The sequence below is a fragment of the Kitasatospora sp. NPDC002522 genome (assembly GCF_053595195.1).
This window is the reverse complement of the sequence record NZ_JBSFXE010000033.1, coordinates 62,406-86,058: the sequence shown is the minus strand read 5'-3', so window position 1 is coordinate 86,058 and position 23,653 is coordinate 62,406. Positions and strand designations below refer to the sequence as shown.

General features: G+C 73.7%; 26 protein-coding genes and 1 pseudogene. 17 read left to right on the top strand and 10 right to left on the bottom strand.

Annotated elements, in window-relative coordinates; genetic code table 11:
* Positions 1 to 100 precede the first annotated feature (100 nt).
* From ACWD4U_RS25700 to ACWD4U_RS25675, 6 genes and pseudogenes are all read left to right on the top strand, one after another.
* Complete coding sequence (locus ACWD4U_RS25700; protein WP_363461607.1) at positions 101 to 1,327, top strand: FAD-dependent oxidoreductase; 1,227 nt, start codon at positions 101 to 103, stop codon at positions 1,325 to 1,327.
* A 48-nt stretch (positions 1,328 to 1,375) separates the two neighbouring features.
* Positions 1,376 to 2,059 carry a TetR/AcrR family transcriptional regulator gene (locus ACWD4U_RS25695; RefSeq protein ID WP_363461609.1) on the top strand — a complete coding sequence of 228 codons (684 nt, stop codon included), beginning with the start codon at positions 1,376 to 1,378 and terminating at the stop codon, positions 2,057 to 2,059.
* 408 nt (positions 2,060 to 2,467) lie between these two features.
* A complete protein-coding gene (locus ACWD4U_RS25690) occupies positions 2,468 to 2,812 on the top strand; it encodes a transcriptional regulator (protein ID WP_363461611.1) in 345 nt (114 codons plus the stop codon).
* Positions 2,809 to 3,473, top strand: a pseudogene (locus ACWD4U_RS25685) (nucleotidyl transferase AbiEii/AbiGii toxin family protein). The gene ACWD4U_RS25690 and the pseudogene ACWD4U_RS25685 overlap by 4 nt, the downstream one beginning before the upstream one ends.
* Before the next feature lie 175 nt (positions 3,474 to 3,648).
* Positions 3,649 to 4,992, top strand: a complete 1,344-nt coding sequence (locus ACWD4U_RS25680) for an NAD(P)/FAD-dependent oxidoreductase (protein WP_363461613.1) — start codon at positions 3,649 to 3,651, stop codon at positions 4,990 to 4,992.
* A gap of 106 nt (positions 4,993 to 5,098) precedes the next feature.
* Entirely contained in the window at positions 5,099 to 5,761 is a 663-nt protein-coding gene (locus ACWD4U_RS25675) for a double zinc ribbon domain-containing protein (RefSeq protein ID WP_363461615.1), read from the top strand.
* A 130-nt stretch (positions 5,762 to 5,891) separates the two neighbouring features.
* Here ACWD4U_RS25675 and ACWD4U_RS25670 read toward each other — a convergent pair whose 3' ends face one another.
* On the bottom strand, positions 5,892 to 6,143 hold the full coding sequence (locus ACWD4U_RS25670; RefSeq protein ID WP_363461617.1) for a hypothetical protein: 252 nt from the start codon (positions 6,141 to 6,143) through the stop codon (positions 5,892 to 5,894).
* Positions 6,144 to 6,456: 313 nt separating this feature from the next.
* Here ACWD4U_RS25670 and ACWD4U_RS25665 point away from each other — a divergent pair, with 313 nt between their 5' ends.
* Together ACWD4U_RS25665 and ACWD4U_RS25660 are read left to right on the top strand one after the other, a co-directional pair.
* Positions 6,457 to 7,464 carry an NADP-dependent oxidoreductase gene (locus ACWD4U_RS25665; RefSeq protein ID WP_363461619.1) on the top strand — a complete coding sequence of 336 codons (1,008 nt, stop codon included), beginning with the start codon at positions 6,457 to 6,459 and terminating at the stop codon, positions 7,462 to 7,464.
* A 198-nt stretch (positions 7,465 to 7,662) separates the two neighbouring features.
* Positions 7,663 to 8,460, top strand: a complete 798-nt coding sequence (locus ACWD4U_RS25660; RefSeq protein ID WP_363461621.1) for a hypothetical protein — start codon at positions 7,663 to 7,665, stop codon at positions 8,458 to 8,460.
* 17 nt (positions 8,461 to 8,477) lie between these two features.
* Here ACWD4U_RS25660 and ACWD4U_RS25655 read toward each other — a convergent pair whose 3' ends face one another.
* The 5 genes from ACWD4U_RS25655 to ACWD4U_RS25635 form a co-directional block, all read right to left on the bottom strand.
* A complete protein-coding gene (locus tag ACWD4U_RS25655; RefSeq protein ID WP_363461623.1) occupies positions 8,478 to 8,717 on the bottom strand; it encodes a hypothetical protein in 240 nt (79 codons plus the stop codon).
* Positions 8,718 to 9,033: 316 nt separating this feature from the next.
* A complete protein-coding gene (locus ACWD4U_RS25650) occupies positions 9,034 to 9,684 on the bottom strand; it encodes a tetratricopeptide repeat protein (protein WP_363461625.1) in 651 nt (216 codons plus the stop codon).
* Between the two features lie 69 nt (positions 9,685 to 9,753).
* Positions 9,754 to 10,626: a hypothetical protein gene (locus tag ACWD4U_RS25645; RefSeq protein WP_363461627.1), complete on the bottom strand. Its 873-nt coding sequence runs from the start codon at positions 10,624 to 10,626 to the stop codon at positions 9,754 to 9,756.
* A 213-nt stretch (positions 10,627 to 10,839) separates the two neighbouring features.
* Entirely contained in the window at positions 10,840 to 11,454 is a 615-nt protein-coding gene (locus ACWD4U_RS25640) for a DUF4328 domain-containing protein (protein ID WP_363461629.1), read from the bottom strand.
* Positions 11,455 to 11,594: 140 nt separating this feature from the next.
* On the bottom strand, positions 11,595 to 12,404 hold the full coding sequence (locus ACWD4U_RS25635) for a VOC family protein (RefSeq protein ID WP_363461631.1): 810 nt from the start codon (positions 12,402 to 12,404) through the stop codon (positions 11,595 to 11,597).
* Positions 12,405 to 12,689: 285 nt separating this feature from the next.
* On the opposite strand from ACWD4U_RS25635, the gene ACWD4U_RS25630 reads away from it, so the two are divergent.
* Positions 12,690 to 13,103, top strand: a complete 414-nt coding sequence (locus ACWD4U_RS25630) for an STAS domain-containing protein (RefSeq protein WP_363461633.1) — start codon at positions 12,690 to 12,692, stop codon at positions 13,101 to 13,103.
* A 93-nt stretch (positions 13,104 to 13,196) separates the two neighbouring features.
* Here ACWD4U_RS25630 and ACWD4U_RS25625 read toward each other — a convergent pair whose 3' ends face one another.
* Positions 13,197 to 14,759 (bottom strand): sigma-70 family RNA polymerase sigma factor, encoded by a 1,563-nt coding sequence (locus ACWD4U_RS25625; protein ID WP_363461635.1) that lies wholly within the window; start codon positions 14,757 to 14,759, stop codon positions 13,197 to 13,199.
* A 451-nt stretch (positions 14,760 to 15,210) separates the two neighbouring features.
* Between ACWD4U_RS25625 and ACWD4U_RS25620 the strand changes: the two genes are divergently transcribed.
* The 4 genes from ACWD4U_RS25620 (at position 15,211) to ACWD4U_RS25605 (ending at position 18,110) form a co-directional block, all read left to right on the top strand.
* Positions 15,211 to 16,032 carry an alpha/beta fold hydrolase gene (locus tag ACWD4U_RS25620; RefSeq protein WP_363461637.1) on the top strand — a complete coding sequence of 274 codons (822 nt, stop codon included), beginning with the start codon at positions 15,211 to 15,213 and terminating at the stop codon, positions 16,030 to 16,032.
* Positions 16,033 to 16,078: 46 nt separating this feature from the next.
* Positions 16,079 to 16,381 carry a hypothetical protein gene (locus ACWD4U_RS25615; protein WP_363461639.1) on the top strand — a complete coding sequence of 101 codons (303 nt, stop codon included), beginning with the start codon at positions 16,079 to 16,081 and terminating at the stop codon, positions 16,379 to 16,381.
* Between the two features lie 103 nt (positions 16,382 to 16,484).
* On the top strand, positions 16,485 to 17,102 hold the full coding sequence (locus ACWD4U_RS25610; protein WP_363461641.1) for a lysine transporter LysE: 618 nt from the start codon (positions 16,485 to 16,487) through the stop codon (positions 17,100 to 17,102).
* 150 nt (positions 17,103 to 17,252) lie between these two features.
* Entirely contained in the window at positions 17,253 to 18,110 is an 858-nt protein-coding gene (locus ACWD4U_RS25605) for a maleylpyruvate isomerase N-terminal domain-containing protein (RefSeq protein ID WP_363461643.1), read from the top strand.
* Between the two features lie 95 nt (positions 18,111 to 18,205).
* On the opposite strand, the gene ACWD4U_RS25600 is transcribed toward ACWD4U_RS25605, so the two are convergent.
* Together ACWD4U_RS25600 and ACWD4U_RS25595 are read right to left on the bottom strand one after the other, a co-directional pair.
* Positions 18,206 to 18,475 (bottom strand): helix-turn-helix domain-containing protein, encoded by a 270-nt coding sequence (locus ACWD4U_RS25600; RefSeq protein WP_363461645.1) that lies wholly within the window; start codon positions 18,473 to 18,475, stop codon positions 18,206 to 18,208.
* A 59-nt stretch (positions 18,476 to 18,534) separates the two neighbouring features.
* A complete protein-coding gene (locus ACWD4U_RS25595; RefSeq protein WP_363461647.1) occupies positions 18,535 to 18,996 on the bottom strand; it encodes a nuclear transport factor 2 family protein in 462 nt (153 codons plus the stop codon).
* A gap of 91 nt (positions 18,997 to 19,087) precedes the next feature.
* Between ACWD4U_RS25595 and ACWD4U_RS25590 the strand changes: the two genes are divergently transcribed.
* The 4 genes from ACWD4U_RS25590 to ACWD4U_RS25575 all read left to right on the top strand — a co-directional run bounded on the left by ACWD4U_RS25590 (position 19,088) and on the right by ACWD4U_RS25575 (position 23,122).
* Positions 19,088 to 19,660: a TetR/AcrR family transcriptional regulator gene (locus tag ACWD4U_RS25590; protein ID WP_363461649.1), complete on the top strand. Its 573-nt coding sequence runs from the start codon at positions 19,088 to 19,090 to the stop codon at positions 19,658 to 19,660.
* Positions 19,661 to 19,737: 77 nt separating this feature from the next.
* Positions 19,738 to 20,946: a winged helix DNA-binding domain-containing protein gene (locus ACWD4U_RS25585; RefSeq protein ID WP_363461651.1), complete on the top strand. Its 1,209-nt coding sequence runs from the start codon at positions 19,738 to 19,740 to the stop codon at positions 20,944 to 20,946.
* 94 nt (positions 20,947 to 21,040) lie between these two features.
* A complete protein-coding gene (gene map, locus ACWD4U_RS25580) occupies positions 21,041 to 21,808 on the top strand; it encodes a type I methionyl aminopeptidase (RefSeq protein WP_449787311.1) in 768 nt (255 codons plus the stop codon).
* Positions 21,809 to 22,327: 519 nt separating this feature from the next.
* Positions 22,328 to 23,122, top strand: a complete 795-nt coding sequence (locus ACWD4U_RS25575) for a transglycosylase family protein (RefSeq protein WP_363460162.1) — start codon at positions 22,328 to 22,330, stop codon at positions 23,120 to 23,122.
* Between the two features lie 109 nt (positions 23,123 to 23,231).
* On the opposite strand, the gene ACWD4U_RS25570 is transcribed toward ACWD4U_RS25575, so the two are convergent.
* Positions 23,232 to 23,636, bottom strand: coding sequence for an immunity 51 family protein (locus ACWD4U_RS25570; protein ID WP_363460164.1), 405 nt, complete (start codon positions 23,634 to 23,636; stop codon positions 23,232 to 23,234).
* Between the last annotated feature and the right edge of the window lie 17 nt (positions 23,637 to 23,653).

Sequence of the window (23,653 nt, the reverse complement as noted above, 5' to 3'; positions counted from 1 at the left end):
CCGGAGGACCGGGCGGCCATTCCTTCCGAGCCCTCGAGGGCAACGCGCCATCAGCCATACCCGGTCCTCCCGGACCGCCTCACATTCTTAGGGACCCGCCATGACCACCACCCACCACCCCCTCGCGATCCTCGGCGGAGGCCTCGGCGGCCTCACCCTCGCCCGGGTGCTGCACGTCCACGGCATCCCCGCCGCCGTCTTCGACCTGGAGCCGTCCGCGACCGCCCGCACCCAGGGCGGCATGCTCGACATCCACCACGACTCCGGCCAGCTCGCGCTGCACGCCGCCGGGCTGTACGAGGAGTTCGAGAAGCTCATCCACCCCGGCGGGCAGGCCATGCGGCTGCTCGGACCGGACGGCACCGTCCACCTCGAGGAGGAGGACGACGGCACCGGCGGCCGCCCCGAGGTCGACCGCGGGCAGCTGCGGGACCTGCTGCTCGGCTCGCTGCCCGAGGGCACCGTCCACTGGGGCAGGAAGGCGGTCGCCGTCACCCCGCTCGCCGACGGTGGCCACCGGGTGGAGTTCGCCGACGGCGCCGCCCTCACCACCGACCTGCTGATCGGCGCGGACGGCGCCTGGTCCAAGGTCCGCCCGCTGCTCTCGGACGCCCGCCCCGCCTACACCGGCATCTCCTTCGTCGAGGCCGACCTGCACGCCGCCGCCGCACGCCACCCCCGCGCGGCCGAACTGGTCGGCGGCGGCGCCTTCTTCGCCCTCGGCGGCGGCCGCGGCTTCCTCGGGCACCTGGAGTCCGACGGCAGCATCCACGTCTACAGCGCCCTCCGGACCGGCGAGGACTGGCCCGCCGGGAGCGCCCCGGTCCCGGACGCGCCCGGTGCTCCGGATGGCGCCGCACTGGGTGCCGCCGCCGTCCGCACCGCCGCGCTGGCCGCGTTCGACGGCTGGAGCGAGGGCCTGCGCGGGCTGCTCGCCGACGCCGACGGCGAGCTGACGCTGCGTCGGATCCACGCGCTGCCGGTCGGCCACCGCTGGGCGCGCACCCCGGGCGTCACGCTGCTCGGCGACGCCGCGCACCTGATGTCCCCGTTCGCCGGGGAGGGCGCCAACCTGGCGATGCAGGACGGCGCGGAACTCGCCCTGGCGCTCGCCGCGCACCCCGGCGACCCCGAGGCGGCGCTCGCCGCGTACGAGGAGGCGATGTTCGTCCGGGCCGAGGACTCCGCGCGGGAGTCCGCCGAGAACCTGGAGCTGATGTTCGGACCGGACCCGGTTCCGGCGCTGCTGGCGATGTTCGCGCCGGGCGAGGCCGCTGACCGGGAGGCAGGGCGGGCGGCGGCGGACGTCGTGGTGCCGGGTCGGTAGGTTGGTCGGCGGCGGACGTCGTGGTGCCGGGTCGGTAGGTTGGTCGGCATGGAGAGCACCGAGCCGAGGCCGCGCAGTCGGCGTGAGCGTCCCGCCAAGCCCGCCCTCACCTACCAGGGGATCGTCGACGCGGCGGTCCGCCTGATGGAGACCGAGGGCCTGCAGCGGGTCACCATGCGGCGGCTCGCGCAGGACCTCGACACCGGCCCGGCCTCGCTGTACGTGTACGTGTCCAACACCGCCGAGCTGCACGCCGCCGTCCTGGAGCACCACCTGGGCACGGTCGACCTCGCACCGGCCGCCGAGACCGGAGGCGACTGGCGGGAGCGCCTCGCCGCGGTCCTGGCCTCCTACACCCAGGTGCTGTTCCGGCACGCCGCGCTGGCCCACTCCGCCCTGCTCGCCCGTCCCACCGGCCCGCACTACCTGGCCCTGGTCGAGGCGCTGCTGGCGCTCCTTCAGGAGGGCGGCGTCCCCCGGGCGCAGGCCGCCCGCGGCGTGGACCTGCTGCTCCAGGTGGCCACCGCGACCGCCGCCGAACACGCCGGCCGCACCGGCCCCACCGCCGACGCCGAACACACCGCCCTGGTCCGCGCCCTCCACCACGCCGACCCCGCCCGCTACCCGCACATCGCCGAAGCCGCCGACGACCTGGTCTCCGGCCGACCCGAGGACCGCCTCGCCTGGACCTTCCGCACCCTCGTCAACGGCATCGCCGGCACACCGCTCTGACGCCGACGCCCTCCTGTTCGGCGCCCTCGCCCGTGGCGACGGCCATAAGCTCGCCGTCCGCGCGTTTCGGTCCCGCGACGGCGAGCGAGACCAACGGCGAGAACGCCGGCCCGAGCAACTGCTCCGGGTGGACGTCGTCGCTCCCCGGGTTTCAAGGTCATTTACGACCAGTAGCGTCGCAGAGCCGACGGTGGGTCAGGTCGGGCATCCCCGCACCGGTGTCAGCCCCACCCGAACCCCCGGCGCCGACGTCCGAACCACCCTCGCCAGCGCGGGGGAACAGCAGCCGATGATCTCTCGGGACCACCCGCCCAGCCGCGGTAGCAGTTCCTCGGCCTGCCGGAGATCCGGGAGCATCAGCCGGTAGGTCTGTGTCGTCCGGGCGACGGCTGTGGGGATAATCGTGGTGTGACCCCTCTTGCCTCTGTCGACGGCCGATACGCGCAGCTGGCCGACCGGGTGCCGCAGTCGTTGGACGAGCTGGCCGGCCCGATCGTCGGCGCGGTCGAGCTGCCGCTGCACCTGGCGTGGTCCGGGCTCCGGACCTACGACCTGTCCCTGCCCCGGCAGCGGATGGGCCTGTACAGGCTCGTGCTGAATGAGGGTATGCGCGAAGACCTGGCCCGCTTCCTCGACGCCAGGACACTGGTCGACCTCTGGCCGACCCTGCGGACCCTGGTCGGCCCGGCGGTTCGCGCCGTGTGGGAGGACAACTTCGCCGAGCTCGCCGCCGCTCGGACCGCCGCGGCGTGAGGCTCACCCCGCTGCACGCCCGGCTGCTGGCCGATGTCCTCGACATCGGCACGCTTACGCGCTGGTCCTCACCGGCGGCTACGCCGTCCAGGCCCACGGCCTGGCCGACCGCCTCAGCCAGGACCTCGACGTCGCCACAGAGCACCCCGCCGCGATGCAGGAGATTACCGCCACCCTCTTCTCGGGGCTGGCCGGTCGCGGCTGGCACGTGAAGCAGATCGAAGTTGTCCCGGTGTCCGCCCGCATTGTCGTCACCGACCCCGCCACCGGCGAGGCGTGCGAAGTCGACGTCCTCAAGGAAGTCCTCCACCGCCCGCCAGTACTGCTCGAACCCGGCATGGTCCTGGCCGTCGAGGATGTCGTGGGCACCAAGATGCGCGCCCTCGCCGACCGCGGCTACGCCCGCGACCTCATCGACGTCCACGCCGCGTCCCAGCACTTCGCCCGAGCGGACCTCGAAGGGTACGGACGCCGGGTCCGCGGCGGCCTCGACCCTGCCGAGCTGCGTTCCCGCCTCGCCGGCGCAGAGTGGATCGACGACGACGAGTTCGAGGCCTACGGCCTCAGCGAGGACGCCATCCAGGAACTCCGCCGCTGGGCCCAGGAATGGGCGGACGACCTCGGACGCCGCCTGGCCGGCGACGATCCGGACAGCAGCTGAAGCCCACTCAACTTCCGACCGCTGGGCCTCCGCTGCGCCGGGGCGGCTGCGTCGGGTGCGGGAGGCGGGTGTGATGCCGCAGTTGACGGTGCGTCGGGCAGGTTTCGGGGTCGGTATTCGATCAATCTTCCGGGAGTCGGTGACGGTGTGCGCCCCTTCCCTTACTGTACGGGGCATGACTTCTGCGGGGAGGGCGGTCGGCGACCGCGGTACGGCGGTGGTGATCGGCGGCGGGCTGGCCGGCTGTCTGGCGGCCTGGGCGCTGCGCGGCGTGGCGCAGCGCGTGGTGGTGATCGAGCGGGACCGGTACCCGGAGGGCGCGGACTTCCGCGCCGGGGTGCCGCAGGGCCGGCACGGGCACCTGCTGCTGGAGGCCGGGCACCGCACGCTGGAGGAGCTGATGCCCGGCGCCCGGGCCGACCTGTTCGTGGCGGGCGCCACCCGGGTCCCGGTCTCCGGTGCGCTGCGCTGGCTCAGCGCGGCCGGCTGGCTCGCCGAGTACGAGGCCGAGTTGGCGTTCATGAGCTGCACCCGGCCGGTGATCGACAAGGTGGTGCTGGACCGGGTCCGCACCGAGCCGAGCATCGAGATCCTGGAGGGCACCGAGGTGGTCGGCCTGCTCGGCGACGCCCGCACGGTGACCGGCGTGCGGATCCGCGAGCGCGGCCGGGTCGGCGCCGAAGTGCAGCACGTCCCGGCCGAGTTGGTGGTCGACGCGGCCGGCCGCGGCACCCGGATCTCCCGCTGGCTGGAGGACCTCGGCGCGCAGGAGCTGCAGGAGGAGCGGGTCGACGCGGGTGTCGCGTACGCCAGCCGGATCTACTACCGCACGCCCGGTCACAACCTCGGCTTCGACGCCTTCTACGTGCAGACCCAGGCCCCCGTGCACGGGCGCCTCGGCGTCCTGCTGCCCGTCGAGGGCGACCGCTGGATCGTCAGCATGGGCGGCATGCGCGGCCACGAACCGAGCATCCAGGCGGGCGAGTTCGAGCAGCAGCTGGCCGCCCTGCGGGACCCCGGCATCGCCGACGTGGTCACCCAGGCCCGGCCCGCCGGGCCGCCGCGCGGCTTCCTGCCCGGCCCCGGCGTCTGGCGCCACCACGAACGGACCGCCCCCGACGGCCTGGTGGCCGTCGGCGACGCCTCCTGCACCTTCAACCCGGTCTACGGCCAGGGCATGAGCGTCGCCGCGCTCGGCGCCCGCGCGCTGCGCGACATCGTCCGCCGCCACCAGCACATCGGTCCGGCCGCCGCCCGCGACGCCCGGGACGCGATCGCCGCCGTCACCAAGAACCCGTGGGTGATGTCCTCCAGCGAGGACGTCCGGTTCCCGGCCACCACCGGCGGCCCGACCGGCCGCATGGTGCGCACCCAGCACCGCTTCCTCGACCGGGTGCTGGCCCGCGCCACCACCGACCCCAAGGTCACCGAGGCGTTCCACACCGTGTCGTCCCTGGTGGAACCGCCGACCGCGCTGTTCCGTCCCTCCGTGCTGGGAGCGGTGCTGTTCGGGGGCTGACCGACTCGCGTCATGCGGTCCGGCGGCCCCGACGCCGACTCCCCACGGGCGATGTGACAGCCTGTGCGACGAAACCTGAGGATCCTGTGGGGGGTTGGCGGCGGACATGAGCAGCGAGATCTACTTCAACAACAACTACCGTGACCTGAGCGAGCAGCACGGCACCGGAGCCGGCTTCCAGTTCGAGTTCTCCTGTGCCCGCTGCTACGACACCTGGCGCTCCCCGTTCGAGCCGTTCCGCACCGGGCAGGCCGCCAGCTGGATCAACAAGGGTGTCAGCGCCGCCTGGGGCCTGCTCGGCGGCAGCGCCTCCAACGGCATCAGCAACGCCGCGGACGGGCTGGCCGGCGCCAGCTGGGGCAGCGGCCGCGACGAGGCCTTCCAGCGCGCCATCGGCAACGCCCAGCAGCACTTCAACCGCTGCGCCCGGTGCACCCACTACGTGTGCGGCCGCTGCTGGAACGCCGCCCAGGGCCTCTGCCTCGGCTGCGCCCCCGACACCGCCGCCGAGGCGATGGCCGCCCAGCACCGCGGCCTCAACGACGCCGTCACGCAGAACGCCTACAGCTACGGCCAGACCCAGGCGCCGACCTTCGACGTCACCGCCCCGCGCCAACTCGTCTGCCCGCAGTGCAACGCCGAGACGCACGGCACCCCGTTCTGCCCCGCCTGCGGCTTCCGCCTCGCGGAGCCCCCGCACTGCACCACCTGCCACGCGGAGGTCCCCGCCAACTCGGCCTTCTGCCCGTCCTGCGGCACCAGGCGGTAGCCGTCCCGGCCGTTCCCCGATGGCGACAGCCCGGCCCGTACGCGAGTCCTCGCGTCGGACCGGGCTGTTCGGCTTCGCAGCCGGGTGCCGGCCTCCGGGCCGTGAGATCCCGGGTGCAGCTTCCGGGTCGTCAGATCCCGGCCGTGGGGAGCAGCAGGATGGCGTCCGGGTCGTAGCGGCGCCAGTGCGGGAGGGCGGCGGCGCCGATGAGGCGCAGGCGGCACCAGGGCCGGCCCTCGGGGTCCTGCCACCAGCCGTTGATGCGGCCGAGGGCCCAGGTGTCGTGGTCGTCCATCCGGACCTCGACGGGCTGGTAGGCGGGGCGGACGTCCTCGTCCGGCGGGGACCAGGCGGTGTCGGTCTCCAGGGGTGCGGGGTGCACTGCTGTCCTCCTTCGGGTCCGGTCGGGCCGGGTTGCCGTGGTCACTCTACAGACGTGTAGAAACTGATGGTGGCGAATCGCGGCGCGGCACACCGATCGCGGTGCCGGGGGAGCGCGCCGGACCGGGTGTCGCGGGAGCGTGCCGGAACAGGTGTCGGGAGATCACTCCCTAGCCAGATGACTAAGCGCTTGCTTAGACTCGGCAGCAGCGGGCCGCCGGCACTCCCTCCGAGCGCGACGGACCGTCCGTCCGTCCGTCCGCCGACTGCCGCGTCTCGCGGCAGCACCCTCGCACCCCCGCAGGAGACCACCCATGCCGGGAACGAACCGTCAGATCCGCCTCGCCCGCCGCCCGGTCGGCGAAGTCCGGCCCGAGGACTGGGCGCACGTCAGCGAGCCGGCCGCCGCGCCCGAAGCGGGCTGGTTCGCCGGACGGACCCGGTACGTCTCGCTCGACCCGGCGATGCGCGGCTGGCTGGACGACCGCCCCTCCTACCTGCCGCCGGTCGGCCTCGGCGAGGTGATGCGCGCCGGTTCGGTGGTGGAGATCACCGAGTCCGCCCACCCCGACTTCCAGGTCGGCGAGTTCGTCACCGGCACCTTCGGCGTCCAGGAGTACGTGCTCTCCGACGGCCGCGGCGTCCACAAGGTCGACCCCGCGCTCGCCCCGCTCTCCACCTACCTCGGCGCGCTCGGCATGCCCGGCATGACCGCCTACTTCGGCCTGCTGGACGTCGGCGCCCTCAAGGAGGGCGAGACCGTGGTGGTCTCCGGCGCGGCCGGCGCGGTCGGCACCATCGTCGGCCAGATCGCCCGGATCAAGGGCTGCCGGGTCGTCGGCATCGCCGGCGGGCCGGACAAGTGCGCCATGCTCACCGAGGAGTTGGGCTTCGACGCGGCCATCGACTACCACACCGAGGACGTCCGCGCGGCACTGCGCACCCACGCTCCCGACGGCATCGACGTCTACTTCGACAACGTCGGCGGGCCGATCCTGGAGGCCGCCCTCGGCCGCCTCGCGATGCGCGCCCGGGTGGTGATCTGCGGCGCGATCAGCCAGTACAACAACGAGACCGCCCCGCACGGCCCCGCCAACTACCTCGCCCTGCTGGTCCGCCGCGCCCGGATGGAGGGCTTCGTCGTCTTCGACTACGCCCCGCGCTACCGCGAGGCCGCCCGCGACCTGGCCGGCTGGATCGCCGACGGCCGCCTCAAGGTCAAGGAACACCTGGTCAAGGGTGCCATCGACGACTTCCCGGACACCTTCCAGATGCTCTTCCGCGGCGAGAACACCGGCAAGCTGGTGCTCGACCTCTCCTGACCCGGACCCGTCCCCGACCCGGTCGTGCGCACCCCGTGGCCTGTGGCGGATCTCGGTCCGTCAACGAGGCAACGGGGTGAGCCGCCCTGATGCGACGGGCGGCACCGGCGCGGCCTGATCCCGGCGCGTCGCGTGCCCAACTCGCCCGGGCGGATAATCGATTGAGTACACACCCCGGCCGCGCCTAGCATGCGGCCCATGCCCAGTCCTGGCGAGATCCGTATCCTGGTGACCTTCATCGACGCCGCCGACGGGCAGCCCTTCGCCCGAAGCGAGATGCCGGCCGAACAGCTCCCGGAGAGCTTCGAAGCGGCCACCCGGCTGGCGGTCGGGGGAGCGCACTGGGAGGTGGTGGCGGCGGAACCGGTCCGGCAGACGGCCTGGCTGGTGACCGGGCGGCTGGAGTTGACGCTGCGCCGGATCGAGGGGATCGACCCGCGGCTGATCGGCGGCACCCTACCCAGCATCTGCGCCGAACTGCCGCCACTGGAGGACCCGACGCTGCGCAGCGACGACCTGGTGATCCACGAGGACGACTGGCGCCAGACCGAACTCGTCTCCCGCCGGTTCAGAGCCGAGGTGGAGGACCAACTCGACCGGATCGGCGCGGTGTTCGAGCGCTCCAGGGTCGTCGGGCAGGGCGACCGCGCGCTGCGGGTCTTCGACGAACTGCACCTGCGCACCCGGCCCGTCCGCCCGGTCGACGCCCCGCTGACCGTCGACCGGCTCTACCAACTCTTGACGCCCACCCGGATGTTCTCCGGCGTCGCGCTCCGCGACGGACAGGGCCGGGTGGCGGACTCCTTCGCCGCCGAGGCCGGTCCGGTCACCGTCTACGGCCTGCACACCGTCCCGGGCAACCTGGTGACCGTCCTGGCGCTCGCGCCGACCACCGCGAGCGCCGCCGACTTCCCCGAACTCGCCGACCTGATGGAGCAGTTCGACCTCCTGCTGATCGACTGGTGCAGCCTGCGCGGGGAGGACCCCGAAGCCTGACCGGTCCTGACGGTCCGTCAGTCGCCCAGCGGGCGCAGCCGGGTGCCGGAGGCGGTGAAGGCCTCCACCATGGCGGGGGCCGGGCCGGGGGAGTCCAGCGCCAGGGTTCCCTTGGGGACGGCCTGGTCGACGCGCCGGCCCGGCGTGGCGACGGTGACCCGGGTGACCCGGCGGCTCGCCGCGACCAGCGGTACTCGCTCCCGTTCGCCGCCTGCCAGCGGTACTGCGCGACGGTGTCCTGCTCGTAGCGGCTGCACGCCCGGCCGTCCGCGCGGCCGAGTCGCACCGCCTGCCCGCCGCCCGGCGGCAGCACCGCCGCCGCACTGCCCGACCCGTCCCAGCGATCGGCCCGCAGGCAGGCCCACGCCAACTCGCCGCCGCCCTGCGGAAGGTTCTGGTCGGCGAACTCCCACAGGTTCAACTGGCTTACCCCCGGCGCGGCTTCGGGCATCGCGCAGGCGCCGGACGCCCACCGGTGCAGCGCCTGCGGGCCGACCGCCTGGGGGTGGTGTCGCTCTGTCAGTCAACCCAACGAGCGGACCATGCGATGATTGCGCCGTCCGGGGGTGGCGCCTACGGCAGGTCGAGTTCCTCACGGGCGGCAGCGATCCACCGCAGGACGTTGCGCGATCCGGTCGACTCGGCCAGCGTCGTCGCCTCCTTGAGCAGCGCGGCCGCGTCGTCCCGTCGGTCCTGCTGGGCGGCGATGTGGGCCAGCCCGATCTGGTTGGCCGCCACGCCCGGCAGGAAGCCCAACTCCGTACGCAGGCGGGAGGATTCCTCGAAGTACGCGCGGGCCGCGTCGAGCCGGCCGGCCATGTGCTCGGTGAACCCCAGGTGCCGTAGGGCGTAGGAGCTGGTCAGCCGGTCGCCGGCCGCGGTGGCCAGTTCCAGCGCGCGGGTGAAGTAGGGCAGTGCGGCCGCGTTGTCGTCGCGCACCACCTGGTGGAAGGTGCCGATCCAGAACGCCGACTCCGCCTCGCCCCGCGTCTCGCCGAGCTCCGCGTACAACTGTGCTGCACGCTCGAAGAGTTCGAGCTCGTGGGGGTCCTCGATCCGCTCCTCCATGAAGCGGGCGTGGACCAGTCGGCCGCGCGCCAGCGCGACATCGGCCTCCACCGAGTCGAGGTCCCGGAGGGCGGTCGCCAGCGCGTCGCTGTCGCCGGCGAAGACGGCGCGCTCGTAGAGGGATCCGGCCCGGTCGATTCGCTCATCCACAGTCATGGCGTGATCGTATTCGAACGACAGGTGCGAGATGTGACGATCAGTCATATCGCCTGCGCAGGCGGGCGGTCAGAGGTGATCCGGGCCGGACCAGCGGTACCAGGGGCCGTCGAGGTGCTCGTACCAGCTGCGGTGGACGGAGGCCGGAGCGCCGGAGGGGAAGTACGCGTAGCCGTGGTGGGCGAAGAAGCCGGAGCCGGTGATGGCGAACTTCATGCCGCCGTCGACCAGTTGGGCGTCCTGGACCAGATAGCCGGCGGCGTGGTCGGGGCTCCCGGCGGTGGTCTCGGCGGAGAGGATCTGCTCGGCGTAGGAGGTGAGGGCCGGGCGGGCGAGCGCGAAGCGGGCCTGCTGGGGAACGTCGTGGTGGACCAGCAGCACCGTGCCGACGAGCAGCAGCGGCGCGGCCGTCCAACGCAGCAGCCCGGGCAGTCGGCCCGTGCCGACGCGGTGTGACGCGGTGTCACGCCCCCGCCGGGCGAGGTGGATCTGCCGGGCCAGCCAGGCGAACGGGAGCACCAGCAGGGTCAGGACGCCCGCGCCGAGCAGGCCGACGTCCTGGCCGGGGATGCTGAAGCCGAGCAGGATCGCGGCGGCCGCGAACGCGCAGCCCAGCAACACGCTGTCGCCCGGCCGCCCCAGCCTCCGCAGGGCCCGTTGCACGGCGGGCACGGCGACCAGCGCCGCCACGGCCGCCGTGGTCGCGACGGCGAGGGGCACCGCGACGTCCGAGAGCAGCAGGGACGGCACCCAGAGGAACATGCCCGCCGCCATCAGGCCCACGGCCGCGACGTCGTGCGCGATGCCCTCCGGGGCGAGTGCGATGGCGGTCAGCAGCAGCGACAGGACCAACGGCCCCCGGTACCCGGGCTGGTGGAGGGGGCGCAGCAGAGTGGCCCACCAGGCGGCGGAGAAGGGCGAGTTCATGATCACGGGACCCATCTCTACCAGGGGCGGAGGAGGGGAGGGAAGGGGCGGGGTGGGGAGAGGCGCAGGGGAGTAGAGGGAGGGGATGGGAGAGCGGCGGGGAGGAGAGGGAAGGACGGTGCGGGGAGAGGCGCAGGGGAGTAGAGGGAGGGGATGGCGGGGGGAGGGGATGGCGGGGGGTGGGGGCGAGTCGGTGGCCGGGCGCGAGAAGACGGCGGCGGCGGGTGGTCAGGGGGTGGGCGTTGCCGTCGGGGTGCTGTCGGTGGTCGGGAGGTGCAGCGTGGCGGCCTGGCGGGCGGTCAGGCGGCGGATCATCAGGATCGCGAGGGCCGCGGCGGCGACGCCGGTGAGTAGTTCGGCGGGGGAGGAGCCGTCCGCGTCGGGGTGCAGGTGGAGGACGACGAGGCCGCTCACGATCTTCGCGAGGAAGACGGCCCACCAGGCGTTGATGATCCAGGTGCCGCCGGCCGGGCCCGCGGAGCGCCAGATGTCGAGGGCGACGCGGCGGGGGATCCACAGGTTGCCGAGCGGGATGAACCAGCCGCCGACCGCGTAGCCGGGGGTGTGGGCGTGCGCGCCGGGGGCGAGGACCTCGGCGTTGCGGCGGCAGCGCCGGAACCAGACCAGGAAGACGGCCACGGTGGCGACGAAGAGCGGGAAGGTGAGCGGGATCGTGAAGGCGAAGTACGGCGAGTCGGTGCCGCCGGCCAGGCCGATCGCGACCTGGACGGCGGTCTGAAAACCGATCAGCAACTGGGCGACGGTACCCAGCGCGCGCGGGTCGGCCACCGGCCAGGCCGGGGCGGGTCTGACGGTGGGCTCCTGGACGACGTCGTGCTGCACTGCGGCCTCCCGCACTCCTGCCTGCGGTGCCGTTCACGCGCAGAGATCGCGCCGAACACTAGGGCGGGGCAGGCCGGGCGTGCAAGCGCAATTCGCGGCGTCCTGCCTGGTCAGCGCGGTGCAGCGGAGTTGCCTGGGCGTCAGGAGACGGTCGGCGGCGGGGTCAGCAGGACGAAGTCGGCGCCGTTGCCGTCCACGCAGACGGCCATCCGGCCGATGTCGGGGGCGTCCTCGGGGCCCATGGCGACCTCGCCGCCGAGCGCGCGGACGGTGCCGACGGCGGCGTCGCAGTCGGCGACGGTGAAGACGGGGTGCCAGGCGGGGACACCGCGGGAGAGGGCGAGTTGGTCGCGCGGGACCTGCAGGACGCCGCCGTGCATCCGCTCCTTGGGCTGCCCGGCCGGGGTGACGATCGTGTAGACGCCGCCGGTGCCGTCGGAGCCGGGCATCGGCATGTCCTCGCTCTGCCAGCCGAACACCTCGCGGTAGAAGGCCAGCGCGGCGGCCGAGTCGGTGGTGTACAGCTCGGTCCAGCACAGCCCGCCGGGGTCGTCGACGGCCTCCAGGCCGGACGAGGTCCCGGGCGTCCAGACCGCGAACTGGCCGCCCTGCGGGTCGGTGAACTGGGCCATCGACGCCCAGCCCTCGACGTCCCGGGGCTCCACCCGCACGGTGCCGCCGGCCCGCATGACGGTCGCGGCGGTCTCGTGCACGTCGGGCGTCAGGAAGTAGACCATCCAGGCGGAACGCGCCCCCTCCTCGGTGAGCAGGCCGATCCCGGCGGCCGCCTTGCCGTCCGAACGCTCCAGGCCGAACGCGCCGTCACTGCCTTCCATCGGCTCGAACTGCCAGCCCAGGACGGCTCCGTAGAAGTCCGCGGCAGCGGTCACGTCGGGCGCGCCCAGGTCCAGCCAGCACGGCGAACCGGGGACGAAATCAGTGGTGATCACGGCGTTCTCCCTTCGCCAGGCACTCCGCTTCCAGCCTGGCACCGGCACCGCCCGGACGCGTCCGGAACGAGCGGTCGCCCGCCACCCTGGTACCGCCAACCGGAGTAAATCCTGTGCAGATCCTCGGGCGGAGCAAGGAATTCGACCGTCAACCGGAGGCCGACCATGACATTTCGCGGAAATTCCTCCCGTTGACCGCGAAATCGTCACCTGGAACAGGATTCGGGTCCCCGTAATCGGGCAGGGGCCGCATACCCCCAGCGACCCCAGGAGAGAGGCACCAGAGTGGCACTGAGCGTGAGCTACGGGGAGCGGTACGGCTGGACGGTGGTCCAGGTCGCCGGCGAAGTCGACATCAGCGGCGTGGTGGCACTGCGCGAACGGCTCCAGCGGCTGGTCACCGACGGCTGCCTGCGGATGGTGGTCGACATCAGCCGCGTCGACTTCTGCGACTCCACCGGCTTCGCGGTCCTGGTCGCCACCCGGCGGCTGCTCTACTCCAAGGGCGGCCGCCTGCGACTGGTCCTGCCGGGACCCGAGACCCACACCCGCAAGATCCTGCAACTCTTCGGGATCGAGCGGATCTTCGAGGCGTACGACACGGTCGACGAGTCGCTCGCCGACCTGCGCGAGGCGGCACTGAAGGAGGCGGACAGCGTGCCCAGACAGCGCGAGGGCACCCGCGCGGTCACCGACTGATCCGGCCGAGCCGGACCGTCGCCGACCGGCCCGGGGGAGCCGGCCGCGTCGGACCGGGCGGACGCCCCGGGGCGCCCCGTCAGCGGGACGCGGTCAGCGGGGCGTGCCGAAGTCCTGCGTCCACCACGGGCCACCGGCGCCCAGGTGGATGCCGACGCCCAGCTCCGCGTAACCGCAGTTCAGGATGTTCGCGCGGTGGCCCGGACTGTTCATCCAGCTGTCCATCACCGACGACGCGTCCTTCTGACCACGGGCGATGTTCTCGCCCCACGCGCTCCACCGGTACCCGGCGGCGTCGATCCGCTGCTGCGGGCCGGCGCCGTCGGGGTTGGTGTGGTCGAAGAACGAGCGCGCCGCCATGTCGTCCGAGTGCTTCTGCGCCGCCGTCGCCAGCTGCGCGTTCGACTTCACCGGAGGGCAGTTGTTCTTGGCCCGCTCGGTGTTCACCAACTCCAGCACCTGCTGCGCCAGGTCCACCGTCCGCGAGGCCGTGCTCGGCGCCGCGGACGGCTTCGCCGGCGCGGGCGCGCTGCTGGACGCGGCGGACGGCGACGGGGACGGTATCGCGGACGGGCTCGCGGAGTCCGTGCCGTCGGCCGGGGCGACCAGCGTCGCGGGCACCGCCGGCGCGGAGCCCGGCGGCTGCTCGGCCAGGCCGGTCGCGGGCGGCGAGTCCGACAGGCTCATCGCCAGCAGGCCCGCCGCCACCACGCCGACCACGCCACCGCCCATCAGCAGCCTGGAGCGGCCCGGGCCGCTGCGGCCCGCCGCACGGTGGCCGCCGCCGCGGCGGTTCGGGCCGCCGCGCCGGTGCGAGCCGCCGCCCGGCCGGTGGGAGCCGGAACCGCCGGAGGAGACCTGATGGCTCGTCGGGTCGAAGTGGTAGCGCGGGTCGTCCGGCAGCGGCACCAGCGCCAGCCCGGCCAGCAGGCCCTCCGCCGGGACCAGGTCGCGCCGGTGCTCGGCGCACATCCCGCACTCCCGCACGTGCCGGCCGATCCGCTTGCGCCACAGCGCGCTCGGCACCCCGTCCCAGCCCGCCGTCAGCTCGGCCAGCCACGGGCACGGCGGCACCGCGGCCAGCGCCCGCACCGCGACCCGGACGCTCTCGAGCTGGTTCTTCATCCGTTGCACCCGCACCGCCGCGTGCTGCTGCGACACGTCCAGCGCCGCCGCCAGCTCGGCCCGGGTCAGCTCGCCCGCCGCCTCCTGCCACCACAGCGCGAGCAGGTCGCGGTCGCCCTCGTCCAGCCAGCGGGTCGCCTCCGCGACCTCGCGGCGCTGCTCGGACAGCCCGAGCCGGACGATCGTCAACCCGACGAAGTCACCCGCCGGATCGGCCACCGCGGTCGGGTCCGGCACGTCGTGCACGGGCGCCGCGTCGCGGTGCCGGCGACGGACCTGGTTGACCGCTATCGCCACCAGCCAGCTGCGGAAACCCGCCGGGTCGCGCAGCGAGGGCAGGCCGTCCACCGCACGCAGCATGGTCTCCTGCACCACGTCGTCGGTGTCCGGGTGCCCCGCCAGCGCCCGGCCGACGATGTTGTACACCAGCGGCAGATGCCCGCCGACCAGCTCCGCCACCGCCTGCCGGTCACCGCGCTGCGCTCGTCCGACCAGCGCCGTCGCCCGCTCACTCTCCACTGCCCGGCCCATCCTCGTGTCCTCGCGTCCTGCCCTCACACCCTCGGAGATCCACCGCGAGGCGGCGGATAACGAAAAACCGCCGGAAATCTCCGAACCGGCCACCGGGACCCTAGGGTCTGTCGTCAAACCCCCGTCGCGGCCCCGCGGCGTCTGGTGCGTGCTCGCGGCGTGCCGGGTGGAAGCCCTCGTACTGGGTGTACTCGGGTTTTCGCCCGGTGCGGCGAGAGTGCGTGCCAGGCGCTGTGGGGCAGGCGGGGGTTTGACGACAGACCCTAGCGCCTCAGTGGCCACGTGGGTCCCGTCGGACCCCGGGCGGTCCGCGTGCGGGGACCTGGTGGGCGCGTGATGCTGGGGGTGGCCGGTCGGTGGCGTTCGTGTGCTCCGACGGCCCGCCCGTTTGTCGTGGACGGGCGAACTCACTTTTCCCCGTTGCTCGTTGAGCATGATCGAGAGGACAGCCATGCCCTTCCTCACCCTCACCGACGGTTCGCAGAAGTACTACAAGGACTGGGGCGCCGGGCGGCCCGTCGTCCTTTCGCACGGCTGGCCGCTGAACGCGGACGCCTGGGACGACCAGTCCGTCGCGCTCGCCGACGCCGGCTACCGGGTCATCGCGCACGACCGGCGCGGTCACGGCCGCTCCAGCCAGACCTGGGACGGCAACGACATGAACCGGTACGCCGACGACCTGGCCGAGCTGATCGACCACCTCGACCTGACCGACGCCGTCCTGGTCGGCCACTCCACCGGCGGCGGCGAGGTCGCCCGGTACCTCGGCCGGCACGGCACGTCCCGGGTCCGCAAGGCGGTCCTGCTGGGCGCCGTCCCGCCGCTGATGCTGAAGACCGACGCCAACCCGGAGGGCACGCCGATCGAGGCGTTCGACGCCATCCGGGCCGGGGTCGCCGCCGACCGCTCGCAGTACTACTACGACCTGAGCGAGGCGTTCTACGGCTTCAACCGCCCCGGCGCGGCGGTCTCCGAGGGCAAGCGCCGGGAGTTCTGGCTGCAGGGCATGCAGGTCGGCCTCAAGGGCGCGCTCGACTGCGTCGCGGCGTTCTCGGAGACCGACTTCACCGAGGACCTGAAGAAGATCGACATCCCGGTGTTCGTCGCCCACGGCGACGCCGACCAGATCGTCCCGATCGCGGCCGCCGCCCTGAAGTCCGTCAAGCTGCTCGCCCAGGGCACCCTCAAGGTGTACGCAGGCGCGCCGCACGGCCTGGTCGGGGCGTACGAGGCCGAGTTCACCAAGGACCTGCTCGCGTTCCTCGCCGACTGAGCCGACCGACAGCACGGACTGGACCATCGACCGCAGGAGGTACCCCGTGTCCGAGCAAGTGCCCGTCGCCTACCGCCTCCGGAGGGCCGCGTGCGGCGGCTTCTCGATCGGCTCGGTCGGCTCCTTCCTGTCGATCGGCTCCGCGTACTCGATGCTGTCGATCGGCTCGGTCGGGTCGTTCCTGTCGCTGGGCTCGGTGGGCTCCGCCCTGTCCGTGCTGTCGGTCGGCTCCTGGCGCAGCGCGGCCGCGGTGCTCTCCGCGGACTCCTTCGCCGCGGCGTTCAGCTACCGCTCCGTCAACGCGGTCAACTCCGCGCACCGCCGCAACCGGTTCGGCAAGCCGGTCTGAGCCCGCCCGGCGGCGCCGAGCCGCGCTGCGGCGGGCCGCGTTGTGGCGGGCCCGGCCGGAAAATCCGATGCGCCCGAGGCCACCGGCCCGCCATCGTGTGCGGATGGTGAACGGGTGGGCCGCCGCGGCGGTCGAAGGCGCGGTGGCCGGGCTCGGGGTGGCGGTGCCGCTCGGTGCGATCGGGGTGCTGCTCCTCCAGGAGGGCCGGCGCGGCTGGCCGGCCGCCGCGGGGGGCGCCACGGCGGTGGCCTTCGTCGACATGGCGTACGCCGCCGTCGCCGTCCTGGTCGGCCCCCGGGTGGCCGGAGCGCTGGCCGGACACGAGACGGCCGTCCGGGCCGTCTCCGCCGTGCTGCTGGCGGCGATCGCCGTCCGCGGCCTGCTCGGCCTGCGACGTCAGGCAGTTGACGCACCGTCAGCCGGTGGTGGCACCGCCGGGGCGGTGCGCTCCTTCGTCCGGTTCGGGCTGCTCACCGTCGGCAACCCCACCACGGCGCTCTACTTCACCGCCCTGATCGCCGCCCGCGGCAGCTCCGCCCACACCGACGCCCCCGTCTACGTGCTCGCCGTGTTCCTCGCCTCGCTCACCTGGCAGCACCTGCTCGCCGCCACCGGCGCCTTCGCCACCGCCCGCCTCACCCCGCGCCTGCGCCGCGCCACGTACGCCGCGGGCTACGGCCTGGTCGCCGTGCTGGCGGTCCGGCTGGTGCTCGCCGGCTGAGCGGCGGTCGGTCCCGCAACCCTCAGCGCCCATCCGTAGCACGGACACCGGGGCTCCCTGTGCTCGCCGGGTGAAGACCTGGTGGGTGCTCAACCGCGGCCCGGGGCCCGCCGGTAGGGTTGCGGCCCGATCGTCGTGTGGGGGAGTGGGATGAACACCGTCACCAGTTTCGATTCCGTCACCGAGCACGCGCGCACGCGCGAGGCGCTGGGCGTCGTCGTGCCGCGGTTGGCGCGGCTTCTCGGCGCGGTGCGGGCGTCGGACGCCAGGTCCGGAGTGCCGGTGTGGACGGTCGGGGACGTCGGCGCGCACGTCGCCACCGTGTACCTCGCGTACACCGCCGCGGCGACCGGCGCGCCGGTGGGCTGGGAGGGCCTGCTGCCGCCGGCCGGCGAATCGCTCGGCGGGCGGATCGCGGCGCTGAACACCCGGGTGATCGGACTCGTCGACGAGACCGAGCGGGCCCGGCTCGGCGAGCTGATCGCGGAACGCGGCGAGGCCTTCCTGCGGGCCACCGAGTCCCTGCCGCCGGACCTGCTCGTCGACACGCCCTGGTACGGGGAAGGTGTCCAGGTCACCGTCGCGACGCTCACCGGACTGCTGCTCAGCGAGAGCCTGGTCCACGGGCTCGACATCGCCCGCGGTGCGGGTCTGCGCTGGCCGATCGAGGCCGAGCACGCCGGCCTGGTCTTCGCGCAGGTGATGCCGACGATGATGCCGCTGGCGGTGCACGCCGAGCGGGCCCGCGGCGCGCGGATCGCCTTCGACCTGGCGATCAAGGGCGGGCCACGGCTGGCCGTCTCCGTCCTGGACGGCGCGGTCACGGTCACCCGGGACGCCGCACCGGGCGCCTCCGACGTCCGGATCAGCGCCGACCCGGTCACCTTCCTGCTGGTCGCCTTCCGGCGCACGCCCCTCTGGCAGGCCGCCCTGCTCGGACGGATGCGGGCCGGCGGACGCCGACCGTGGCTCGCCGGACAGCTGCTCCGGCTGATCGTCGCGCCCTGAGGGTGGTCCCCGCGTCGGGCCGCGGTCCCCGCGTCGGGCCGCGCCCTGAGGCTTTACGGCGCCGTCGTGGACTGACGTCGCGTCAGCTCGCCGCGTCAGCTCGCCGCGCGGTCCGCCGCTCCCGTGCCAAGCCACACGGCGGCGGCGGCCTCCAGCGGGAGGTCGAGCGCTGCGCACAGGCCGACCACGGTGCCGAAGCCGGGGCTGGGCAGGCGGCCCATCTCGATCTTGCGGAGGGTCTCGGGCGAGATGCCGGCGGTCTCGGCGACCGCGATCGGGTCGCGCCCCGCCCGGGTCTCCCGGAACAGGGCGCCCAACCGCCGGCCGGCCTCGATCTGCTCGGGGGTGAGGGGGACGCGCACCATGCGCACCACGCTACCCACCCCGGGGCCGCTCCGGCCAAGGAGCCCGGAAAGCGGGACGCTCAGGCGAGCGGGAAGTCGACACCGTGCTCCGCTTCGGGCCGCGGCCCGAACCACCGGCGGTCGGCCTCGGCGATCGGCAGGTCGTTGATGCTCGCCTCGCGCCGCCGCATCAGGCCGTACTGGTCGAACTCCCACAGTTCGTTGCCGTAGGAGCGCCACCAGCGGCCGTCGCCGTCGTGCCACTCGTACTGGAAGCGGACGGCGATCCGGTCGGCGTCGTACGACCACAGGCTCTTGCGCAGCGCGTAGGCGTGCTCGCGCTGCCACTTGCGGGCGAGGAACGCGGTGATCTCCGCGCGGCCCTGCACGAACTCGTCGCGGTTGCGCCAGAGCGAGTCGGGTGTGTAGGCGAGGGCGACCCGGGCCGGGTCCCGGGTGTTCCAGGCGTCCTCGGCGGCCTGCACCTTCCGGCGGGCGGTCTCCTCGGTGAACGGGGGATAGGGCGGACGGTCCTCGGGCACGGCGGTCTCCTCAGGTCGAGAACGTGCGTTCTCCAGTGCGGGCAGGCCCTACGCTAGGGAACGACCGTTCTCGACGTCAAGGAGGCCCGCCATGCCCGCCGCGCTCACCCAGGAGCAGACCCGCCAGGACCGCGAGGCGCTGCTGGACGCGGCCGAGGCGCTGTTCTACGCCAAGGGCATCCAGGCGGTCGGGATGGACGAGATCCGGGCCGCCGCCGGCCTGCCGCTCAAGCGGATCTACCGGCTGTACCCGGCCAAGGAGGAGCTGCTGGTGGCCGTGCTGCACCGGCGGGACGCGCGCTGGCGCGGCAGCCTCGCCGCGTACGTCGAGCGGCGGACCGACCCGCGCGAGCGGGTGCTCGCGGTCTTCGACTGGTGCGCCGACTGGTTCGCCGAACCCGGCTTCCGCGGCTGCGCCTGGCTCAACGCGTTCGGCGAACTCGGCGCCGCCCCGGCTCCCGTGCTCGCCGAAGTCCGGTCGCACAAGCGGGAGTTCCACGCCCAGCTGACCGCCTGGGCGACCGCAGCCGGCCTCCCCGCCGACGCCGCGCGCACGCTCTGCCTGCTCGCCGAGGGTGCGATGGTGACCGCCGCCGTCACCGCCGACCCGGCCCCGGCCCGGCACGCGCGGGACGCCGCGGCGCACCTGCTCGCGGCGGGCTGACCGGCCCGGGCAGGGGCCCCCGTGTCGTACCCGGGTGGAATGATCGCCTCGGACGGCGTGGAGGAACGGGGAGTGGCATGCGGCTGATCGACGACCGGGAACGCAGGGCCCGGCTGGCCCGCCGGCACGGGCTGGCCCCGCAGCACCGCAGGGCGGACGTGCTGGCGGCGACCCGGGCGATGGCGGTGCTGCACTCCACCGAGCCGGCCACGCCCTACCTGTCGCTGTTCGCCCGGATCGAGGGCTTCGCGCGGGCCGACTACGACGAGGCGCTGTTCGAGTCGCGCTCGCTGGTCAGGCAGCTCGCCATGCGGCGCACGCTGTTCGTCTTCTCGCGCGAGCTGCTGCCCGCGGCGGTGAGCAGCGCCTCCGCGCGGATCGCCGAGCGCGAGCACGGCCGGCTGGTGCGGGAGCTCCAGCGCGGGGAGCTGGCCGCGGACGGAGCCGCCTGGCTGGCCACCGCGCGGGCGGCGATCCTGCGGCGGCTGGCCGGCGGCGTCGAGCTCAGCGCCAAGCAACTGCGCGAGGAACTGGACGAGTTGACCGGTCAGCTGACCTGGTACGAGGGCAAGCCCTACGGCGGGGTGCTGCACGTCGCGCCGCAGGTGCTGGCCTGGCTGTCGGCCAACGGCGACGTGGTGCGCGGCCGCAACGCCGGGCACTGGCGGATCACCCGCCCGCAGTGGACGCGGATGGACGAGTGGCTCGGCGCCCCCGTCGACCGGATCGCCGCCGGGGCGGGCTACGCCGAACTGGTCGCCGCCTACCTGCGCACCTTCGGCCCGGTCACCGAGCGGGACCTGGTGTGGTGGTTCGGCGCGACCAAGGCCGCGATGCGGAAGGCGCTGGCGGACCTGGCCGCGGTGCAGGTGCGGCTGGAGCGCGAGCAGACCGGCTGGGTGCTGCCCGACGACGTCGACCCCGCGCCGCCGATCGAGCCGTGGGCGGCGCTGCTGCCCGTCCTCGACCCGACCGTGATGGGTTGGAAGGACCGGGACTTCTACCTCGACCCGGACTTCGTCCCCGCGATCTTCGACCGGGCCGGGAACTGCGGCACCACCGCGTGGTGGGACGGCCGGATCGTCGGCGCCTACGTGCAGGACGAGGACGGCCGGGTCGAGGTGATCGTGCCCGCCGACCCGGGCCCCGCCGGGCGGGCCGCACTCCGGGCGGAGGCCGACCGCCTGACGGAGTGGCTCGACGGCGAGCGGGTCACCTCGCTGTACAAGTCCCCGCTGACCACCTGGGAGCGGCCCGCATCCGGCGGATCCCGGCGACCGGACTGACGGGTGGTGCACGACGGTCGTTGCCCGGTATTAAAATACCGGACAACGACCGTCCGGCACCGCACTGCCGGCCACCGCCCCCAGGAGCCCCGCCGTGATCGAGCTGAAGACCCCGCAAGCGATCGACAAGATGGCCGTCACCGGCCGCTTCGTCGCCCGGACGCTCGCCGAACTCGCCGCCCTCGCCGAGCCCGGCCGCCAACTCATGGACCTGGAGCACCAGGCCAGGCACCGGGTCGAGGAGCGCGGCGCGGTCTCCTGCTACTGGGACTACGCCCCGTCGTTCGGCCGCGGCCCGTTCCGCAACGTCATCTGCCTGTCGGTGAACGACGCCGTCCTGCACGGCATGCCGCACCCCTACGTGCTGCGCGACGGCGACGTGCTCAGCCTGGACTTCGCGGTCGGCATCGACGGCTGGGTCGCCGACGCCGCGATCACCGTCACCGTCGGCACGCCCGCCGAGCAGGACGTCCGGCTGATCGCCTCCACCCGCGCCGCCCTGGACGCGGCGATCGCCGCCGCCGTCCCCGGCAACCGGATCGGCGACCTCTCCGCGGCGATCAGCGCGGTCGGCGACGCCGGCGGCTACCGGATCAACACCGACTTCGGCGGCCACGGCCTCGGCCGCACCATGCACGAGGACCCGCACGTCCCCAACCGCGGCCGGGCCGGCCGCGGCCTGGTGCTGCGCCCCGGCCTGACGCTGGCGCTCGAACCCTGGTGGTGCACCGGCACCGACGAGCTGGAGGTCGACCCGGACGGCTGGACGCTGCGCTCGGCCGACGGTTCGCGCGGCGCGCACGCCGAGCACACCGTCGCGGTCACCGAGGACGGCCCCCGGGTGCTCACCGCGCTGGACTGACCGCGCGCGGGTCCCGAACGCCCTTTTCCGGTACGGAGCGTGAGGGCGCGGCCGACGCGGCGTCAGCGCTGTGGCCCGCCCCATACGCGGGACGCTGGACGGTCGGCAGCCGGTCAGCGGTCCGCCACGCAGCGTGCGGGGTTCCCCGGCCGGTGGGCGCCAAAACCGGTGAGCCCGGTCACAGCGGCCGACGGCCGGGCCCGGAAACTGGCGGGCCGGCCCCGCCGAAAGGGCCGCTGTACCGCCGGTAACATGGCCCTGACCTGCGTAAACCTTCGAATGCTTGGACTTCGCGGCGAGCGCCCGTAACTTCGTAACCAGTGCAGGGCGCACTACCCGGGATCACCCGAAACCAACGCCCCGGTGCGGCAACCTAGCCGCCCAAGCGGGCAGGGTGACCGCGACGGAAGGCACGTCACGACGACGGCCCCGTCCGATTCACAAGGCGCGAGACAACAGCCGGGCTCGATCCGAGCCCCTGGTTCCGCCTGCCTGCCCGGGGCATCCGAAAGGAATCGCATGATCTTCCGTAACGAGACCACCGCCACCAAGATCGCCGCCACCGCCGAGAAGGGCAGCCGCAACCGCAACCGCGTCCGTGCCGCCATCGTGGCGGGCTCCGCGGTGGCCGTCCTCCCGGTGGCGGGCCTCGTGACGGCGACCTCGGCCTCGGCCGCGGACGTGTCCACCTGGGACAAGGTCGCCCAGTGCGAGTCGACCGGCAACTGGTCGATCGACACCGGCAACGGCTTCTACGGTGGCCTGCAGTTCACCTCCTCCACCTGGGCCGCGTACGGCGGCACCGCCTACGCCGCGCAGGCCAACCTGGCCACCAAGGCGCAGCAGATCTCCGTCGCCGAGAAGGTGCTGGCCGACCAGGGCCCCGGCGCGTGGCCGGTCTGCTCGGTCGTGGCGGGTCTGACCAAGGGCGGCGCCGCTGCCCAGGTCGACACCTCCTCGTCGACCGCGTCCAGCAGCACCACCAGCTCCAGCGCGACCACCAAGTCGTCGAAGCCGGCCACCACCGGCAGCGACGCGCAGTCCACCAACACCACCACCGACAGCAGCAGCAAGGCCTCGCGCTCCGAGAGCCGCGCCCAGGCGCCGCAGTCCTCCGACCAGGGCGCCCAGTCCTGGAAGAAGAGCTCCACCGCGAAGTCGACCGGCGGCAACTACACCGTCAAGTCCGGTGACACCCTGAGCGCCATCGCCGCCGCCAACGGCACCACCGTCGACGCGCTGTTCAACGCCAACGCCTCGACCATCGGCGCCAACCCGGACGTCATCTTCCCGGGCCAGGTCCTCTCCATCTGAGGTCCCACCGCCTGACCGGTCCGCCCACGGACCACCCGCACACGCCGACGGCCGCCCCCTCATGTCGGGAGGGGGCGGCCGTCGGCGTTCCGTGCGTCCAGGTCGGAGCTCAGTCGAACCATTCCTCGTCGGCCGCGTCGATCAGCTCGCGCAGCGTCGCCCGGTCCCCGAACGCGGCGCACAGCAGGGCGCCCAGCTCGCGCAGGGCGGCGGCGTCCTCGCCGTACGCGACGAACATGCCGGCCTCCGGGTCGTAGCCGAAGCGGCCGTCGAGGTGCGGCGCCCGGGAGCGGACGGCGGAGCGGGCGACCGCCTCCCAGCCGTACCCGCCGTTGTCCCGCCCGGCGGCGGTGAACACGTCCTCCACGGAGAGCATGTGATCGTCCGTGAGGAGCAGGCAGTACGAGCCGGGCTTGTGGTCGTACTCGAGGAAGACGAGCGGGGCGAAGCTCTCACGATCCGTCATGCCGCTGGCTCCGCTGGCGCTGGTGTCCGTCGTGCTGGTGTCCGTCATGCTGCGGGACGTTAGCG

Excerpts from the sequence above, each read along its gene's own strand:
- ACWD4U_RS25700 (WP_363461607.1), top strand. The coding sequence starts at position 101 with ATGACCACCACCCACCACCCCCTCGCGATCCTCGGCGGAGGCCTCGGC.
- ACWD4U_RS25605 (WP_363461643.1), top strand. The coding sequence starts at position 17,253 with ATGAACACCGTCACCAGTTTCGATTCCGTCACCGAGCACGCGCGCACG.
- ACWD4U_RS25695 (WP_363461609.1), top strand. The coding sequence starts at position 1,376 with ATGGAGAGCACCGAGCCGAGGCCGCGCAGTCGGCGTGAGCGTCCCGCC.
- ACWD4U_RS25645 (WP_363461627.1), bottom strand. The coding sequence starts at position 10,626 with ATGGGTCCCGTGATCATGAACTCGCCCTTCTCCGCCGCCTGGTGGGCC.
- ACWD4U_RS25675 (WP_363461615.1), top strand. The coding sequence starts at position 5,099 with ATGAGCAGCGAGATCTACTTCAACAACAACTACCGTGACCTGAGCGAG.
- ACWD4U_RS25585 (WP_363461651.1), top strand. The coding sequence starts at position 19,738 with ATGCGGCTGATCGACGACCGGGAACGCAGGGCCCGGCTGGCCCGCCGG.
- ACWD4U_RS25680 (WP_363461613.1), top strand. The coding sequence starts at position 3,649 with ATGACTTCTGCGGGGAGGGCGGTCGGCGACCGCGGTACGGCGGTGGTG.
- ACWD4U_RS25575 (WP_363460162.1), top strand. The coding sequence starts at position 22,328 with ATGATCTTCCGTAACGAGACCACCGCCACCAAGATCGCCGCCACCGCC.
- ACWD4U_RS25610 (WP_363461641.1), top strand. The coding sequence starts at position 16,485 with ATGGTGAACGGGTGGGCCGCCGCGGCGGTCGAAGGCGCGGTGGCCGGG.
- ACWD4U_RS25570 (WP_363460164.1), bottom strand. The coding sequence starts at position 23,636 with ATGACGGACACCAGCACGACGGACACCAGCGCCAGCGGAGCCAGCGGC.
- ACWD4U_RS25660 (WP_363461621.1), top strand. The coding sequence starts at position 7,663 with ATGCCCAGTCCTGGCGAGATCCGTATCCTGGTGACCTTCATCGACGCC.
- ACWD4U_RS25625 (WP_363461635.1), bottom strand. The coding sequence starts at position 14,759 with ATGGGCCGGGCAGTGGAGAGTGAGCGGGCGACGGCGCTGGTCGGACGA.
- ACWD4U_RS25600 (WP_363461645.1), bottom strand. The coding sequence starts at position 18,475 with ATGGTGCGCGTCCCCCTCACCCCCGAGCAGATCGAGGCCGGCCGGCGG.
- ACWD4U_RS25650 (WP_363461625.1), bottom strand. The coding sequence starts at position 9,684 with ATGACTGTGGATGAGCGAATCGACCGGGCCGGATCCCTCTACGAGCGC.
- ACWD4U_RS25620 (WP_363461637.1), top strand. The coding sequence starts at position 15,211 with ATGCCCTTCCTCACCCTCACCGACGGTTCGCAGAAGTACTACAAGGAC.
- ACWD4U_RS25665 (WP_363461619.1), top strand. The coding sequence starts at position 6,457 with ATGCCGGGAACGAACCGTCAGATCCGCCTCGCCCGCCGCCCGGTCGGC.
- ACWD4U_RS25590 (WP_363461649.1), top strand. The coding sequence starts at position 19,088 with ATGCCCGCCGCGCTCACCCAGGAGCAGACCCGCCAGGACCGCGAGGCG.